This window comes from Streptomyces sp. AK010 (assembly GCF_014207295.1).
In the GTDB taxonomy this organism is placed as follows: Bacteria; Actinomycetota; Actinomycetes; order Streptomycetales; family Streptomycetaceae; genus Streptomyces; species Streptomyces massasporeus.
On the sequence record NZ_JACHCX010000017.1, the window covers coordinates 134,922 to 150,009 of the forward strand.

At 70.3% G+C, this 15,088-nt stretch carries 17 protein-coding genes; 11 read left to right on the forward strand and 6 right to left on the reverse strand.

Going from position 1 to position 15,088, the window contains the following annotated elements; all coding sequences use genetic code 11:
- Positions 1 to 30: 30 nt before the first annotated feature.
- Together HDC93_RS28500 and HDC93_RS28505 are read right to left on the reverse strand one after the other, a co-directional pair.
- A complete protein-coding gene (locus tag HDC93_RS28500; RefSeq protein WP_097221299.1) occupies positions 31 to 684 on the reverse strand; it encodes a response regulator transcription factor in 654 nt (217 codons plus the stop codon).
- The gene (locus tag HDC93_RS28505) at positions 684 to 1,649 is read right to left on the reverse strand and encodes a sensor histidine kinase (protein ID WP_185013719.1); all 966 of its coding nucleotides are present in this window, start codon (positions 1,647 to 1,649) and stop codon (positions 684 to 686) included. Before HDC93_RS28505 ends, HDC93_RS28500 begins: the two co-directional genes overlap by 1 nt.
- Before the next feature lie 254 nt (positions 1,650 to 1,903).
- Between HDC93_RS28505 and HDC93_RS28510 the strand changes: the two genes are divergently transcribed.
- Together HDC93_RS28510 and HDC93_RS28515 are read left to right on the forward strand one after the other, a co-directional pair.
- Entirely contained in the window at positions 1,904 to 2,389 is a 486-nt protein-coding gene (locus HDC93_RS28510; RefSeq protein WP_185013720.1) for a cation:proton antiporter regulatory subunit, read from the forward strand.
- Between the two features lie 4 nt (positions 2,390 to 2,393).
- Positions 2,394 to 3,611, forward strand: a complete 1,218-nt coding sequence (locus tag HDC93_RS28515; RefSeq protein ID WP_185013721.1) for a cation:proton antiporter — start codon at positions 2,394 to 2,396, stop codon at positions 3,609 to 3,611.
- A gap of 104 nt (positions 3,612 to 3,715) precedes the next feature.
- On the opposite strand, the gene HDC93_RS28520 is transcribed toward HDC93_RS28515, so the two are convergent.
- Positions 3,716 to 4,123: a MazG nucleotide pyrophosphohydrolase domain-containing protein gene (locus tag HDC93_RS28520; RefSeq protein ID WP_185013722.1), complete on the reverse strand. Its 408-nt coding sequence runs from the start codon at positions 4,121 to 4,123 to the stop codon at positions 3,716 to 3,718.
- Positions 4,124 to 4,219: 96 nt separating this feature from the next.
- On the opposite strand from HDC93_RS28520, the gene HDC93_RS28525 reads away from it, so the two are divergent.
- Positions 4,220 to 5,221, forward strand: coding sequence for a TAXI family TRAP transporter solute-binding subunit (locus HDC93_RS28525; RefSeq protein WP_185013723.1), 1,002 nt, complete (start codon positions 4,220 to 4,222; stop codon positions 5,219 to 5,221).
- A 100-nt stretch (positions 5,222 to 5,321) separates the two neighbouring features.
- On the opposite strand, the gene HDC93_RS28530 is transcribed toward HDC93_RS28525, so the two are convergent.
- Positions 5,322 to 6,728 (reverse strand): HAMP domain-containing sensor histidine kinase, encoded by a 1,407-nt coding sequence (locus HDC93_RS28530; RefSeq protein WP_185013724.1) that lies wholly within the window; start codon positions 6,726 to 6,728, stop codon positions 5,322 to 5,324.
- 9 nt (positions 6,729 to 6,737) lie between these two features.
- The gene (locus tag HDC93_RS28535) at positions 6,738 to 7,424 is read right to left on the reverse strand and encodes a response regulator transcription factor (RefSeq protein ID WP_185013725.1); all 687 of its coding nucleotides are present in this window, start codon (positions 7,422 to 7,424) and stop codon (positions 6,738 to 6,740) included.
- A gap of 289 nt (positions 7,425 to 7,713) precedes the next feature.
- On the opposite strand from HDC93_RS28535, the gene HDC93_RS28540 reads away from it, so the two are divergent.
- The 8 genes from HDC93_RS28540 (at position 7,714) to HDC93_RS28570 (ending at position 14,243) form a co-directional block, all read left to right on the forward strand.
- Positions 7,714 to 8,490: an amino acid ABC transporter ATP-binding protein gene (locus tag HDC93_RS28540; protein WP_185013726.1), complete on the forward strand. Its 777-nt coding sequence runs from the start codon at positions 7,714 to 7,716 to the stop codon at positions 8,488 to 8,490.
- A 75-nt stretch (positions 8,491 to 8,565) separates the two neighbouring features.
- Positions 8,566 to 9,411, forward strand: a complete 846-nt coding sequence (locus tag HDC93_RS28545) for a glutamate ABC transporter substrate-binding protein (RefSeq protein WP_185013727.1) — start codon at positions 8,566 to 8,568, stop codon at positions 9,409 to 9,411.
- Between the two features lie 128 nt (positions 9,412 to 9,539).
- A complete protein-coding gene (locus HDC93_RS28550) occupies positions 9,540 to 10,217 on the forward strand; it encodes an amino acid ABC transporter permease (RefSeq protein ID WP_185013728.1) in 678 nt (225 codons plus the stop codon).
- Positions 10,214 to 11,122: an amino acid ABC transporter permease gene (locus HDC93_RS28555; RefSeq protein ID WP_185013729.1), complete on the forward strand. Its 909-nt coding sequence runs from the start codon at positions 10,214 to 10,216 to the stop codon at positions 11,120 to 11,122. The genes HDC93_RS28550 and HDC93_RS28555 overlap by 4 nt, the downstream gene beginning before the upstream one ends.
- A gap of 284 nt (positions 11,123 to 11,406) precedes the next feature.
- A complete protein-coding gene (locus HDC93_RS28560) occupies positions 11,407 to 13,014 on the forward strand; it encodes an FAD-dependent monooxygenase (protein WP_185013730.1) in 1,608 nt (535 codons plus the stop codon).
- A 108-nt stretch (positions 13,015 to 13,122) separates the two neighbouring features.
- Positions 13,123 to 13,194: a putative leader peptide gene (locus HDC93_RS39415; protein ID WP_310851512.1), complete on the forward strand. Its 72-nt coding sequence runs from the start codon at positions 13,123 to 13,125 to the stop codon at positions 13,192 to 13,194.
- Positions 13,195 to 13,290: 96 nt separating this feature from the next.
- Positions 13,291 to 13,827, forward strand: coding sequence for a cysteine dioxygenase (locus HDC93_RS28565; protein WP_185013731.1), 537 nt, complete (start codon positions 13,291 to 13,293; stop codon positions 13,825 to 13,827).
- Positions 13,824 to 14,243, forward strand: coding sequence for a rhodanese-like domain-containing protein (locus tag HDC93_RS28570; RefSeq protein WP_185013732.1), 420 nt, complete (start codon positions 13,824 to 13,826; stop codon positions 14,241 to 14,243). Before HDC93_RS28565 ends, HDC93_RS28570 begins: the two co-directional genes overlap by 4 nt.
- Positions 14,244 to 14,268: 25 nt before the next feature.
- On the opposite strand, the gene recX is transcribed toward HDC93_RS28570, so the two are convergent.
- A complete protein-coding gene (gene recX / locus HDC93_RS28575) occupies positions 14,269 to 15,087 on the reverse strand; it encodes a recombination regulator RecX (RefSeq protein ID WP_185013733.1) in 819 nt (272 codons plus the stop codon).
- Between the last annotated feature and the right edge of the window lies 1 nt (position 15,088).

Here is a 15,088-nt window from a genome sequence, read left to right on the forward strand (position 1 = left end):
GGCCGCCTGTGGACAACCTCCGCCCCGGGCTCAGGGTTCGATGAGTCCGGCCCTGATCGCATACCGGGTCAGCTCCAGGCGATCACGCATGCCGAGCTTCTGGAGGAGGTTGGCACGGTGGCGCTCGACCGTCTTGGCGCTGATGAAGAGGAGTTCGCCGATCTCCTTCGAGGTGTGGCCCTCGGCGACCAGCTTGAGGATCTCCTCCTCGCGTTCGGTGATGGCCCGCTCCGGCAGGCCGTCGCCCCGGTGCAGCCGCTCGAGGTAGGAGCGGACTAGGGCGCGTTCGGCGCCCGGGTAGATGAACGGCTCGTCGCGCACGGCCGCCCGGCAGGCCTCGACCAGGTCGCGGTCGGCGACGGACTTGAGGACGTAGCCGCTCGCTCCGGCCCTGAGCGCCTCGAAGAAGTACTCCTCGTTGTCGTACATGGTCAGGATCAGGATGTGCAGGTCGGGCAGTCGCCGGGAGAGCTCCCGGGCCGCCTGGAGGCCGGTCATGCGGGGCATGGCCACGTCCAGGACGGCGAGGTCGACGGGGGTCTCACGCGCGCGTGCGACGGCTTCGGCGCCGTCCCCGGCCTCGGCCACGACCGTGAGGTCGGGCTCCCCGTCCAGGATGAGGCGCACGCCCCGGCGCACGAGGGTGTGGTCGTCGGCCAGCAGCACACGGATCGGTGTGGGCATCAGCGGGGTCCTTCGGTCACTGGTTCGCGCACGGCCACCGGTACGCGCAGCCGTACGTCGGTGCCCCCGCCCGGCGCTGTCTCCAGAGTCAGGGCGGCACCGATGAGCAGGGCGCGTTCGCGCATGCCCGTGAGGCCTGCGCCCTCGGGGGCGTCGCCGAGGCCGGTGCCGTTGTCGCGTACGAGGAGTTCGACGCCGCCGGGGACCGGCTGGAGGCGGAGTTCGGCGCGGTCGGCGGCGGCATGCCGGGCGGTGTTGGTCAGGCCCTCCTGGGCGACCCGGTAGACGACGAGTTCCGCTTCGGGGGTCAGGGCGGGAAGCTCGCCGGTGACGTGATGGCGCACGGTCAGCCCGTGGGCCGAGAACTCGCCGGTGAGCGAGCGCAGGGCGCTGGCCAGCCCGAGTTCCTCCAGTACGCCGGGGCGCAGCCGGCGTGCGATCCGGCGGATCTCGTCCAGGCCGGCCCGGGTCGCCTCCTGCGCCTGGCCCACCTCCTCGCGAAGGTCTTCCGGCGCCAGATCCGCGACGCGCTTGAGCTGGAGGAGGACGGCGGTCAGGGTCTGCCCGACCTCGTCGTGGAGCTCCCGGGCGATCCGGTGCCGTTCGCTCTCCTGCGCGGACAGTGCCCGTGCGGCGCCCGCGGCCCGCTCGGCCTCCAGCCGGTCGAGCATCGTGTTGTACGTCGTGATCAGCCCGGCCGTCTCCGCCGGTCCCGCGACCACCGGCCGGGAGCCCGGACGCAGCAGATCCGCGGTGGCCATGGCCCGGTCCAGCCGTTGCAGGGGCACCAGGCCGAAGCGCAGCACGAGCGCGTTGCCGGCGAGCAGCAGCACCAGGCCGCCGAGCAGAACGAGGGCCTCGCCCGCGAGGACGGGGGTGGACACGGTGACCGGGCCGAGCAGCAGCGCCGTGGCCACGACCAGGCCGGCGGCGTTGAGCGAGAAGATCCGCCAGAACAACGACACGCTCCTGGACCCGCTCCTTCCCGCGTTCGCGCAGTGCACCGCCCCGTCCACCCTCTCCGGCGACCGGCAGCTGCGCATATCCGTCACGACACCCATGTCGTCACCGTACGGCCGGATGGGACCATGCGGACTTGACCCGTCCGGTGATCGACACCGCTCATCGGACCAGCCGAGCGCGACCACATGCGGCAACCTGCGACAACGTGCGACAACGTGCGACAAAACAACGAACCAGACGGACAAGGGGAAGCAACGTGTCAGCTCCGCGCCTGAGGGCGACGCCACTACCGGGTATCGGGGTCCAGTACGACCTGGAGACCCGGGAGCACCGCCACCTGTCGGTGGTGGCGCACCGCGACGGCACGCGCACGGTGAACGTGTACCGGTCCGACGACCCCGACTCCTGCGCCCAGTCCCTGAAGCTGACCACCTCGGAGGCGGGATCGCTGATCGACGCGCTGAAGCCGTCCCACCACAGCCCGAGCCTGCTGTACACCACGGACCTGGGGCTGGTCGCCGAGCGGATCGAGGTGGCCGCGACCTCGCGCTGGAACGGGCGGGTGCTGGGCGACATGCGGATGCGGACGGAGACGGGCGCGTCGGTGGTGGCCGTGCTGCGCCGGGCCGAGGCCATCCCGTCGCCCGCGCCGGACTTCCGGCTGGCGGGCGGCGACACGCTGATCGTCGTCGGGACCCGTGAGGGCGTCGACGCGGCCGCGACCATACTCGGGCGGGAGTGAGCCGTTGCACTCCGCGGTTCTGCTCATCGAGTTCGGTTCCATCATTCTCGGCCTCGGCCTGCTCGGCCGGTTCGCCGCCCGGTTCCGGCTCTCCCCGATACCCCTGTACCTCCTGGCCGGTCTGGCCTTCGGTGAGGGCGGTCTGCTGCCGCTGGGCGCGAGCGAGGAGTTCGTCGCCACCGGCGCGGAGATCGGCGTCATCCTGCTGCTGTTGATGCTGGGCCTGGAGTACACGGCGAGCGATCTGGTCTCCAACCTCAAGACCCACTATCCGTCCGGTCTGGTCGACTGCGCCCTCAACGCGCTGCCCGGGGCGGCCTTGGCGCTGCTGCTCGGCTGGGGTCCGGTGGCCGCCGTCGTGCTGGCCGGTGTCACCTGGATCTCGTCGTCCGGCGTGATCGCGAAGGTGCTGGGCGATCTGGGCCGGGTCGGCAACCGGGAGACGCCGGTGATCCTCAGCGTGCTGGTGCTGGAGGACCTGGCGATGGCGGTGTACCTGCCCATCGTCACCGCGCTGGTGGCGGGAGCCGGCCTGATGGCCGGGAGCGTGACCCTGGCGATCGCGCTGGGCGCGGCCGGGCTGGTGCTGTTCCTCGCCGTGCGCTACGGCAGGCTCATCTCGCGGTTCGTCTCCAGCGACGACCCGGAGAAGCTGCTGCTGGTCGTGCTGGGTCTGACGATCCTGGTCGCGGGCGTCGCGCAGCAGCTCCAGGTGTCGGCGGCGGTCGGGGCCTTCCTGGTGGGCATCGCACTGTCGGGGGAGGTCGCGGAGGGTGCGCACACCCTGCTGAGTCCCTTGCGTGACCTGTTCGCGGCGGTCTTCTTCGTCTTCTTCGGGCTGCACACCGACCCGTCGAGCATCCCGCCCGTCCTGCTGCCCGCCCTCGGACTGGCCGTCCTCACCGCGCTGACGAAGATCGCCACCGGCTACTGGGCGGCCCGGCGCGCCGGGATCTCCGTCAGGGGCCGCTGGCGTGCGGGTGGTGCGCTCGTGGCCCGCGGCGAGTTCTCGATCGTCATCGCCGGGCTGGCGGTGTCGGCAGGCATCGAACCGTCCCTCGGCCCCCTGGCCACGGCCTACGTCCTGATCCTGGTGGTGCTGGGCCCGCTCACCGCGCGTTACACCGAGCCGGTGGCGACCTGGTGGGGACGACGCCGCGAGCCCCGCCGCCCGGAGCCGGCGCCCCAAGCGACCGAGGCCGAGGCACCGGTCGCCGACTGAGGAGAGTGGGGCAGCGGTCGCCGACGAGAAGAGTGGGGCACAGATAGCCGACCGAGGAGAGTGGGCCGGGCGGCGCGAGACCGGGGCCCGGGACGGTGCCCGGGTCAGGCGCCCCCGCCCGGCGCCCACCCCTGTCTGCGCAGCACCCCCGGCACGTCCGGCGCCTCGTAGTGCTCCCCTTTGAGCACCTTGCCGTCCTCGCGGCGGGAGACCGAGCCGTCGGGGCCGATCTTCGTCATGTTGGAGCGGTGGACCTCGGCGAGCACCGCGTCCAGGTCGATGCCGTGCACCAGGGCGGTGCCGTAGGCGACGTAGACCACGTCCGCCAGCTCGTGGGCGAGCCGGTCGAGCGGGCCCCGCACCGACACCTCCGCCACCTCGGCGGCCTCCTCCGCGAGAAGCTCGCCCCGGTGAGCGGCGAGTTCCGGAGAGATCTCCGTGGGCGTACTGCGGGCGTCCAGGCCGAAGGCGCGGTGGAATTCACGGACCAGGTCGGCGGGCGAAGAACTCATGGGGCCGACTGTAGTGGCGGCCACCGACACTCCCCGCCCTCGCCCTGTGGCCCCTGCCCTGGTCAGAGGGGCACTCCGGCTGGCAGGATCGCCCGCATGTCCAGAACGCTCCCCCGTATCGGCAGGCGCGGGGCCCTGCAGGGCGGCACCGCCGCCCTCGTGGTCCTCGGCCTGCTGCTGTGGTGGCTGCGCCCCTGGGCCGAGGAGCCGCCGAGCGGCACCATCACGTTCAGCACGGGCACCCGCGCCGGGGTCTACCACGAGTACGGGCAACTCCTGCGCACCGAGATCGACAAGGACATGCCCGACCTCAAGGTGCGGCTGCTGACCAGCGCCGGCTCACAGGAGAACGTCGCCGACGTGGCGACCGGCGAGGCGGACTTCGCCATCGCCGCGGCCGACGCGATCGCCACGTACAAACTCGACAACGCCCCGGGCGCCGACCGGCTGCGAGGCCTCGCCCGCCTCTACGACGACTACGTCCAGCTCGTCGTGCCACCGGACTCGGACATCCGCTCCGTCTCCGACCTGCGGGGCAAACGCGTGGCCATAGGGCTGCCCAACTCTGGCGTACGGCTGATAGCCAACGGTGTGCTCAGGGCCGCCGGCATCGACCCGGAGAAGGACATCCAGCCGTCTGCGGACGGCATCGACACCGGACCCAAGCGGCTGGGGCACGGCCTCGACGCGTTCTTCTGGTCGGGCGGGCTGCCCACGGACGGGCTGAGCCGGCCGGCCAACAAGTCGCCATCGGCCTTCCGGTTCGTGCCCATCGACGCCAGGCTCGTGGCCAAGCTGCACGACCAGGGCGGCGCCACGCGCTACTACCGTGCCACCAAGATGCCGGAGTCGGCCTACCCCACCATTCAGCGCGGTCACGCGGTGCCGACCCTGGCGGTGTCCAACGTGCTGCTCACCCGCAGCGACATGGACCCGCGGCTCACCGAATGGCTGACCCGCACGGTGCTCGACAGCCGGGACCTCATCGGCGCGACCGTCCACTCCGCCCAGCTGGTCGACGTCCGCACGGCGATCTACACCGACCCGCTGCAGCTGCATGCCGGCGCCCAGCGCTACTACCAGTCGGTCAAGCCGTAGCGGCCCGCGCCCGCAGCTCCAGCCGGAGCGGCCCCGCCCCGCAGCTCCCGTAGCGTGCCCACAGCTCCCGTGGCACTGGAACCGCCGCTGTCGCCTTCCGTCATGCCGTGGGTGCCGACCTCGGCACCGCCACCGTGACCTTCAGCCCGTGCGGCGCGTGACGGGCGTAGGCGATCGAACCGCCGCCCGCCGCGAGCAGGGCCCGCGAGATGGACAGCCCGAGGCCCGAGCCCTTGATGTTCTGATGCCGGCCGCTGCGCCAGAAGCGGTCGCCGACGCGGGCCAGCTCCTCGTCGGTGAGACCCGGGCCCTGGTCGGTGACGACGACGGTGGAGGTGGCGCCGTGGGAGGCGACGGTCACCTCGACGGTCCGGTCCTCGGGCGTGAACTTCACCGCGTTGTCGATGACCGCGTCCAGCGCGCTGGACAGCGCGACCGGGTCGGCCCACGCGGTCGTCGGCGGGCAGTCCCCCACCAGGCGCACGCCCTTGGCCTCGGCGGTCGGGGCCCAGGCAGCGAGGCGTTCCGCGGCGAGCTCGCCGATGTCGGTGATCTTCAGATCCGCCTCGGTGTGCTCGGCCAGCGCCAGGTCGAGCAGGTCGTCCAGGACCTGCGCGAGGCGCTTGCCCTCGGCCTGGACCGAGGCGATCTCCTTGTTGCCCTCGGGCAGCTCGAAGGAGAGCAGCTCGATGCGCAGCAGCAGCGCCGCGAGGGGGTTGCGCAGCTGGTGCGAGGCGTCGGCGACGAAGGCGCGCTGCTGCTCCAGCACGTCCTCGACGTTGTCCGCCATCTCGTTGAACGACCGGGCCAGACGCTGGAGTTCCGGCGGCCCGCCGGCGGCGGCCACCCGTGACTTGAGCCGCCCGGTGGCGATGTCGTGGGTGGTGGCGTCCAGCACCCGTACGGGCTTGAGCACCCAGCCGGTCAGCCGTAGGGCGGCACCCACGGCCAGCAGCATCGCGGCGAACTCGCCCGCGCCGATGACCAGCCAGCCGTGCAGGGTGCGGGAGCGCAGCTGCCCGGTGGGCGAGTCGGTGACGACGACCGCGACGACGTCCCCGTCCCGGATGACCGGCGAAGCGACCACGAGGTTACGGCGCTGCCAGGGCCACACCTGCTGCGGGTCGTGGCTGCGGCGGCTGAGCAGCGCCTCGTCGAACGCCTCCCGTACCTCGCCCTCCTTCGGCAGCGACCACTTGGCCGGGGCGTGGGCCATAGCACTGCCGCTGCGGTAGAAGACCCCGGACCGGATGCCGTAGACGTCGTAGTAGCTGGTCAGCTCGCTACTGAGGGTGGCGAGGCGCTCGTTCTCGAACGCGCCCTCGGTCCCGTCGGGCGAGTCGGTGACGAACTGGGCGAGGGCGGCGAAGCGCGCCGTGTCGTCGATCCGGTCGACGACGACCTTCTGCTGCTGCGCCCCGGCGAGGCTCACGGCGAGCGGGACGCCGAGCGCGAGCAGCACGGCCGCCATCAGGATGATGAGCAGCGGGAGCAGACGAGTGCGCACCAGGCCCCGCTACCCGGCAGGCGCGACGAGCCGGTATCCGACTCCGCGTACGGTCTCGATCAGGGCCGGCATGCGCAGCTTGGCGCGCAGGGACGCCACATGCACCTCAAGGGTCCGCCCGGTCCCCTCCCAGCTGGTCCGCCACACCTCACTGATGATCTGCTCCCGGCGAAAGACCACCCCGGGCCGCTGCGCGAGCAGGGCCAGCAGGTCGAACTCCTTGCGGGTCAGCTGGATCACCGATCCGTCCACGCTGACCCGGCGGTTGGGCAGCTCGATGTGCACCGGGCCGAGCCGCAGCTCGGTCTCGATACCGCCGGAGGTGTCCTCGTGGGAGGTGCGCCGGCTCACGGCGTGAATACGGGCGAGCAGCTCCCCGGTGTCGTAGGGCTTCACCACGTAGTCGTCGGCGCCGAGGTTGAGACCGTGGATACGCGAGCGCACGTCGGAACGGGCGGTCACCATGATCACCGGGGTGCTGGTCCGCTTGCGGATCTTGCCGCAGACCTCGTATCCGTCCTGGTCGGGCAGGCCCAGGTCGAGGAGGACGACGCCGAAGCAGTCGCTCTCGGGAACGAGGGCCTGGAGGGCCTCCTCACCGCTGCGCGCGTGCGTGACGTCGAACCCGTGCCGCGCCAGAACCGCCGACAGGGCGGCGGCGACGTGGTTGTCGTCCTCGACGAGCAGCAGTCTCACCCGGGCTCCCTTCGGTTCACTGGCCGTACGATCTGGGTGTGTACAAAAGGCGTGCACGCGCGCGCGTGCACCTTGTGCAGTCACGCTGATGGATGAGGACGGCGTCAAGAGGGTTCCGGTTGCGGAGCGCTTCCGTTACCCGGCCGATATGAGCACTGCTCACAAGTGCTACGACACGTGTCCGATTGCTATCGGATCGTGATGCTCAGATTCCCCTCAGATGTAATGACGCAGGTCGTAGAGGGTAACTAGTGTCCTCCGAAACCGAGGAGGACGGAGCCTGAGAGCGATGACCGAAGTATCGGTGGCCAAGGAAGATGTGGCCGCGACCGGAGAACTGGTCGTCCTGAAGAGCGTCAACAAGCACTTCGGCGCGTTGCACGTACTCCAGGACATCGACCTGACGATCGCCCGCGGTGAAGTCGTCGTGGTCATCGGGCCCTCCGGGTCCGGCAAGTCCACCCTGTGCCGCACCATCAACCGCCTGGAGACGACCGACTCCGGCACGATCACGATCGACGGCAAGCCCCTGCCCGCCGAGGGCAAGGAGCTCGCCAGGCTCCGCGCCGATGTCGGCATGGTCTTCCAGTCCTTCAACCTCTTCGCGCACAAGACCGTGCTCGAGAACGTGATGCTCGGCCAGATCAAGGTCCGCAAGAAGGACAAGAAGGCGGCCGAGGAGCGGGCCCGCGCCCTGCTCGACCGGGTGGGTGTGAGCGCGCAGGCCGAGAAGTACCCGGCGCAGCTCTCCGGCGGCCAGCAGCAGCGTGTCGCGATCGCCCGGGCGCTGGCCATGGAGCCGAAGGTGATGCTCTTCGACGAGCCGACCTCCGCGCTCGACCCCGAGATGATCAACGAGGTGCTGGAGGTCATGCAGCAGCTCGCCCGCGACGGCATGACCATGATCGTCGTCACCCATGAGATGGGTTTCGCGCGATCGGCCGCAAACCGCGTGGTGTTCATGGCAGACGGCCGAATCGTCGAGGAGGCTGCGCCCGACCAGTTCTTCAGCAATCCGCGCAGCGACCGTGCCAAGGACTTCCTGTCGAAGATCCTGCACCACTGACGGCGCGGGTCGCGTCAGCGACGATCCGCGTCACCCGCAACCCCGGCTCTCTCTTCACGTCAAAGGATGTTCACGATGAAGCTCCGCAAGGTCTCCGCCGCGGCCGCCACCGCTCTCGTCCTCGCTCTGACCGCTACCGCCTGCGGTGGTGACGGTGACGGCGACTCGAACGGCTCCGGCTCCGGTGGCGGCAAGACGATCAAGATCGGCATCAAGTACGACCAGCCCGGTCTGGGCCTGAAGGAGCCCGACGGTTCCTTCTCCGGTTTCGACGTGGACGTCGCGACGTACGTGGCCAAGGAACTGGGCTACAAGCCGGACCAGATCGAGTGGGTCGAGACCAAGAGCGCCGACCGCGAGAACGCACTCTCCCGCGGTGACGTGAAGCTGATCGCGGCCACGTACTCGATCACCGACGAGCGCAAGCAGAAGGTCGACTTCGCCGGTCCGTACCTGCTGGCCCACCAGGACCTGCTGGTGAAGAAGGACTCGGACATCACCAAGGCGACGGACCTCAACGACAAGAAGCTGTGCTCGGTCGCCGGATCGACCTCGGCGCAGAACGTCAAGAAGGACTTCGCCCCCAAGGCTCAGCTGCGCGAGCTCGGTGGTTACTCGGAGTGTCTCTCCGCCCTGCAGAGCGGCGGTGTCGACGCGCTGACCACCGATGACTCGATCCTCGCCGGTTACGCCGCGCAGGAGCAGTACAAGGGTCAGTTCAAGCTCGCCGGCCTGAAGCTGAGCAACGAGAACTACGGCGTGGGCGTCAAGAAGGGCGACACCGCGACAGTTGACAAGGTCAACGCCGCCCTGGAGAAGATGGTCAAGGACGGCGCTTGGCAAAAGGCCGTCGAGGAGAACTTCGGCCCGGCGAACTACAAGAACGAGCAGGCCCCGAAGATCGGCCAGATCGTCCAGTAACGCGCAACTCCGACGACGCTGGATCCCGAGAGTCGATACGGGCATCCACAGACGCGCCGCCGTCGCTTCCCTGACGGCGGCGCGCCACGTCCGCCACCTAAGCCACACACCCGGAAGCGCGGGAGATCGTGTTCGACTTTCTTTCAAACTATGACGACCCGACCCTGCTGGGCGCTTTCTGGGTCACCGTGAAGCTCACCGTCTTCTCGGCCGTCGGTTCCCTGATCTGGGGCACCCTTCTCGCGGCCATGCGGGTCAGTCCCGTCCCGCTGATGCGGGGTTTCGGCACCGTCTACGTGAACGTCGTCCGGAACATCCCCCTGACCGTCATCATCGTCTTCACGTCGCTGGGACTCGCCGACATCTTCGGTGTGACGATGGGCGCGCCCGATGACTTCAAGGTCAAGTTCTTCCGGCTGGCCGTCCTCGGCCTCACCGCGTACACCGCGGCTTTCGTCTGTGAAGCCATCCGCTCCGGCATCAACACCGTGCCTGTCGGTCAGGCCGAGGCCGCCCGGGCCATCGGGCTCAGCTTCAGCCAGGTGCTGAGGCTCGTCGTCCTGCCGCAGGCCTTCCGTTCCGTCATCGGGCCACTGGCCAACGTACTGATCGCGTTGACCAAGAACACGACCGTCGCGGCCACGATCGGCGTGGCGGAGGCCGCACTTCTGATGAAGGAAATGATCGAGAACGAGGCTCAGACGCTGCTCATCGGTGCGGTCTTCGCCTTCGGTTTCGTGGTACTGACCCTGCCCACCGGCCTCTTCCTCGGTTGGCTGAGCAAGCGACTGGCGGTAAAGCGATGACGTCCGTTCTCTATGACACCCCCGGCCCGAGGGCCAAGCGGCGCAATATCATCTTGTCGGTGGTCTTCACCCTTCTGCTCGCCCTGCTGCTGTGGTGGGTCTGGCAGACCCTGGACGGCAAGGGCCAGCTCAAGTGGTCCTTGTGGCAGCCCTTCACCACGTCCCAGGCCTGGACGACGTATCTGCTCCCCGGCCTGGCCAACACACTGAAGGCCGCCGCCCTGGCCATGGTGATCGCCCTTCCTCTGGGCGCTGTCCTCGGCATCGCACGCATGTCTGACCATCGCTGGGTGCGTGTCCCGGTCGGTGCGATCGTGGAATTCTTCCGGGCGATCCCGGTGCTGCTGCTGATGCTGTTTGCCAACGAGCTCTACGTCCGCTCGACGGGCATTCCGAGCGACGAGCGCCCCCTTTACGCCGTCGTCACCGGTCTGGTGCTCTACAACGCCTCGGTCCTCGCCGAGATCGTGCGAGCCGGCATTCTGTCTCTGCCCAAGGGGCAATCAGAGGCCGCAATGGCGATCGGTCTTCGCAAGAGCCAGACGATGGCCAGCATTCTCTTGCCGCAGGCGGTCGCCGCCATGCTGCCGGCAATCGTCAGCCAGCTGGTGGTCATCGTGAAGGACACCGCGCTGGGCGGCGTGATGCTCGGATTCACCGAACTGCTCAACTCGCGAAGCACCCTCGCTGCAAACTACGCGAACGTCATCCCCAGCTTCATCGTGGTGGCGGTCATCTTCATCGTCCTGAACTTCATCCTCACGTCCTTCGCCTCGTGGCTGGAGCGCAGGCTGCGCCGCAGCAAGCGGAGCACGGGTGCTGTTCTCGGCGCCGACAAGGTTGACGACGTGAACGCCGCCGAGGTGGGCGGCACATACGGTACTGGTGCCGGCGGCTCCATCTGACGCTCCGACAACCTCTCCTCCTGTGGCCCGCCGGAAACCCGGCGGGCCACAGTGGTGCCGAGCCGAGAGCCAGTCGCTTGCGCCGCCCACCGCTGACACCCCCTCAAGTGACGAGCGCGTCGCCTCGCCACCCTTGATGCGGCGCCATGATCGCCACCAGCCCCTGGTCACTTGACGCAAGCACCGGCAATGGGTTGCATACGTTCTGTGATCGTGCACCCTGCTCCAACTCCCTGTTCACCTACGTCTCTGAGGACACCACCGCGGGCAGGAGGCGCCTCGCCGTGGACCCGGTGATCATCGTCGGAGCGGGGCCCGTCGGGCTCACGCTCGCCCTGGCGCTGGCGCGTCAGGAGGTGCCGTGCGTCGTCCTCGACGAGGGCCCGGGCAAGGACGAACCCCGCGCGGCGCGCACCGTCGTCCTGCGCGAGGACACCGCCGCCCTGGTGGAACGGCTGACCGGCATGTCCCTCGCCCAGGCCGGTGCGCACTGGGCCGGATGGCGGTCGATGCGGCGCAAACAGGTGATGCGCGAGATCGTCTTCGACGGCACCGAACCCGCCCCTGTGCACATCGCCCAGCACGTGCTGACCGGCGCCCTGCGCGCGGCCCTCGCGGACGAGCGGCTCGTCAAGGTCGCGGTGGAGAGCCGCCTCGACGGCCTCGAACAGGAGTCCTCCGGCGTCACGGCCCACACCCGCGGCCCCAAGGGCACGTGGTGGCGAGGCAGTTACCTGGTGGGCTGCGACGGCCCCCGCTCGACCGTGCGCAAGATCCAGGACATCCGCTTCCCGGGCCGTACGGCGGTGGAACGTCACGCCGTCGCCGCGCTCCGTACGGAACTGCCCTGGCACGACGAGGCGTTGCTGCACCGCCTGCCGCCCTGGCGCATGTCCGGGCCCGCGGCCGGCGAGGTCACCGCGCGCCCGCTGCCGGACGGCGTCTGGCGCCTGGACTGGCTGCTGCCGCCCGGCAAGGACCTGGTCACCCCCGAGCTGCTGCTCACCCACATCCGGGAGACCCTGGCCGGCTGGGCGGGCGGCACGGTCCCGCCGTACGAGCTGCTGGACACCGGTGTCCACACCGTCCACCACCGGCTGGCGCGTCGCTGGCGCGCCAACCGCGTGTTCCTCGCCGGGGACGCGGCCCACCTGCTCGGCGCACTGGGCACGCACGGCCTGGACGAGGGCCTGCGGGACGCCGACAACCTCGCCTGGAAACTGGCCCTGGCCTGGCACCACGGGCCGCACGAGGCTCTCCTCGACAGTTACCAGACGGAACGGCGAGCGGTCGTCGCCGCCCGGCTCCGCGCGGCCGACCAGGCGCTGCCGCTGCTGCGCGGCGGCGGAGGGCTGCGCTCCGTCGTTCCCGGCTCCTCCCGGGGCCACGACGCTCTCCTCACGGAGGGTCACTTGGGGCAGGGCCAGCTCGGCGCGCCAGGGGCGTACGCCGACTCGCCGCTCGCGCCCCAACGCCTCGAAGGGGAGGTGCCGGTCGACACCCCGCTCGGCACACCGGTCACCGATGTACGGGTCACCGCGGAGGACGGCACCTTCGTACGGCTGCGGGACCGGCTCGGCCGCGGTGCGCTGCTCGTGGTGCTCATCGCGCCGGGCACGGGTGTCTGGGAGCGCAAGCACTGGGTCAGCGCAGGCATCATGCCGCAGCTCGCGGCGGCGGTCACGGCGCTTCCGCACCCGGCCGAGTTGCTCGTCGCCGAGAGTTATCCGGGTGCGGCCGCGCACACGGTGCTTCTGGTGCGCCCCGACGGGTACCTCGTGACCGCGCTGAGCGGGGTGCGCCCGGCCGATCTGTACGCGGCGGCGGAGGCCACGGTCGGCGGGCCGGTGAAGGCGCAGGCAGAAGCCGGTGCTTCGGCCGGTTCACGCTGAGGCCGGCGCCGCAACGATGTGCTCACTGTCACGGTGCGTCCGCATGGTGACAGTGAGTTGACCCGCCCGGGCGGCCATGGTGTACTCCGGTGCGTGACCGACACCTGTGTGCGCCTGTGGCGGAGGGTCCATATGGACCTCCTCCGCTATGCGGGCTGCGTGTGTCGCCCGTCCTGCTGACTTCGCATTCCCCTCGCCTCTGCGCGCGCCGCGCTCTGTCTGCCTGCTGCCGCGCCTTGCTCGCGAACCCTCACCAGGACCTTCAGGACGGCACCCGTGTCTGTATCCCCTTCTGCGACCCCTCCGGTCTCGGCCGGTCCGGCTCCCACCCAGACCGACCTCTACGACTTCGTCCGGCGCACCGCCGCCGACACCGAGCTGATCGACTCCCTGCCACTCGACCCGGAGGGCCGCACATGGGTGCGCCTGGACGGGCCCGGCGGCAGCGAGGCCTGGCTGATCGGCTGGCCGCCCGGCACGGGCACCGGCTGGCACGACCACGCCGACTCGGTCGGTGCCTTCCTGACCGCGTCGGGCGTGCTCAAGGAGAACTCCCTCGCCGCGCGGCTGCCCACCGACGGCTGGAAGACCCTGGAACTCGCCGGGGACGTGGACCGGGAGCGCCGGCTGCGGGCCGGCCAGGGCCGCGCCTTCGGCCGGCACCACGTCCATGAGGTGCTGAACGAGTCGCCCGACCGGCACGCGATCTCCGTCCACGCCTACTACCCGCCCCTGCCGCGGATCCGCCGCTACAGCCGCAGCGGTCCGGTCCTGCGGCTCGAGCAGGTCGAACGACCGGAGGACTGGCAGTGAGCACCACACCCGGGTCGGCAGACAGCGCAACACAACGCCCCATCGGCATCGACGAGTTGCTGGAGCGCATCCGGGCGGACTACGAGCGGATCGGAGCGCAGGAGGCGTACGAGGCGGCCCAGGCGGGTGACGCGCTCCTGGTCGACATCCGCTACGCCGCCCTGCGTGAACGGGACGGCCTCATCCCCGGCGCCCACGTCGTCGAGCGCAACGAACTGGAATGGCGCCTCGACCCCCAAGGCAGCCACCGCCTCCCCGAGGCCACGAGCCACGCCCTGCGCGTCATCGTGATCTGCAACGAGGGCTACGCGTCCAGCCTGGCGGCCCAGTCCCTGCATCAGCTGGGCCTGCACCGGGCCACGGACCTGGTCGGAGGGTTCCAGGCTTGGCGCGGGGCGGGTTTGCCGGTGGAGTGAGCTCTGGGTGTGTCCCACGCACCCCTCAGAACCCTTCTTCCCCGAGGAACTCCGTGTCCTCCCCTTCCTCCTCCAGCGCTTGCCGCACCACCCTCAGGGCCATGCCCTCGGGGTAGCCCTTGCGGGCGAGCATGCCCGCGAGGCGCCGGAGGCGTTTGTCGCGGTCGAGTCCGCGGGTGGAGCGGAGCTTGCGTGCGACGAGCTCACGCGCGGTCTCCTCTTCCTGCTCGGAGTCGAGCTGGGAGACGGCCTCGTCGATCAGCGTGGAGTCGACGCCCTTGGTGCGCAGTTCCCGGGCGAGCGCACGCCGGGCCAGCCCTCTGCCGTGGTGGCGGGATTCCACCCAGGCGTCCGCGAAAGCACCGTCGTTGATGAGGCCGACCTCTTCGAACCGCGACAGCACCTCCTCGGCGGCGTCGTCCGGGATCTGCCGCTTGCGCAGGGCGTCGGCGAGTTGCTTGCGGGTCCGCGGGGTCCCGGTGAGCAGGCGCAGGCAGATCGCCCGAGCCCGCTCGACCGGGTCCCCTGGAGGTGCCTCCTGCTCGGCCCTCGACGAGGAGGAGGCACCTCCGTCCTCGGTGTCAGCCGCCGCCTCGCCGAAGCCACGCCGACGACGACCGCGCCTGCCACGCGGCCCGCCGTCACGCGAGCCGCCTCTGGATGGGCCGCCCCCGTGCGGCCCGCGATGGTCGCCCTCCTCGTACAGTCCGTCGCCCTCGTTCGGCATGCCCCCTGGGTCTTCCACCCCGTCCACAGCTGAGCCCGTGTCGCCTCCGGTGCCCCTCCCCCGTGGGACACCGGAGGCGGCGTACTCGTACTCCGCCCAGTCGGTTCGCCGTGTCACG

Excerpts from the sequence above, each read along its gene's own strand:
- HDC93_RS28540 (WP_185013726.1), top strand. The coding sequence starts at position 7,714 with ATGACCGAAGTATCGGTGGCCAAGGAAGATGTGGCCGCGACCGGAGAA.
- HDC93_RS28525 (WP_185013723.1), top strand. The coding sequence starts at position 4,220 with ATGTCCAGAACGCTCCCCCGTATCGGCAGGCGCGGGGCCCTGCAGGGC.
- HDC93_RS28520 (WP_185013722.1), bottom strand. The coding sequence starts at position 4,123 with ATGAGTTCTTCGCCCGCCGACCTGGTCCGTGAATTCCACCGCGCCTTC.
- HDC93_RS28545 (WP_185013727.1), top strand. The coding sequence starts at position 8,566 with ATGAAGCTCCGCAAGGTCTCCGCCGCGGCCGCCACCGCTCTCGTCCTC.
- HDC93_RS28500 (WP_097221299.1), bottom strand. The coding sequence starts at position 684 with ATGCCCACACCGATCCGTGTGCTGCTGGCCGACGACCACACCCTCGTG.
- HDC93_RS28555 (WP_185013729.1), top strand. The coding sequence starts at position 10,214 with ATGACGTCCGTTCTCTATGACACCCCCGGCCCGAGGGCCAAGCGGCGC.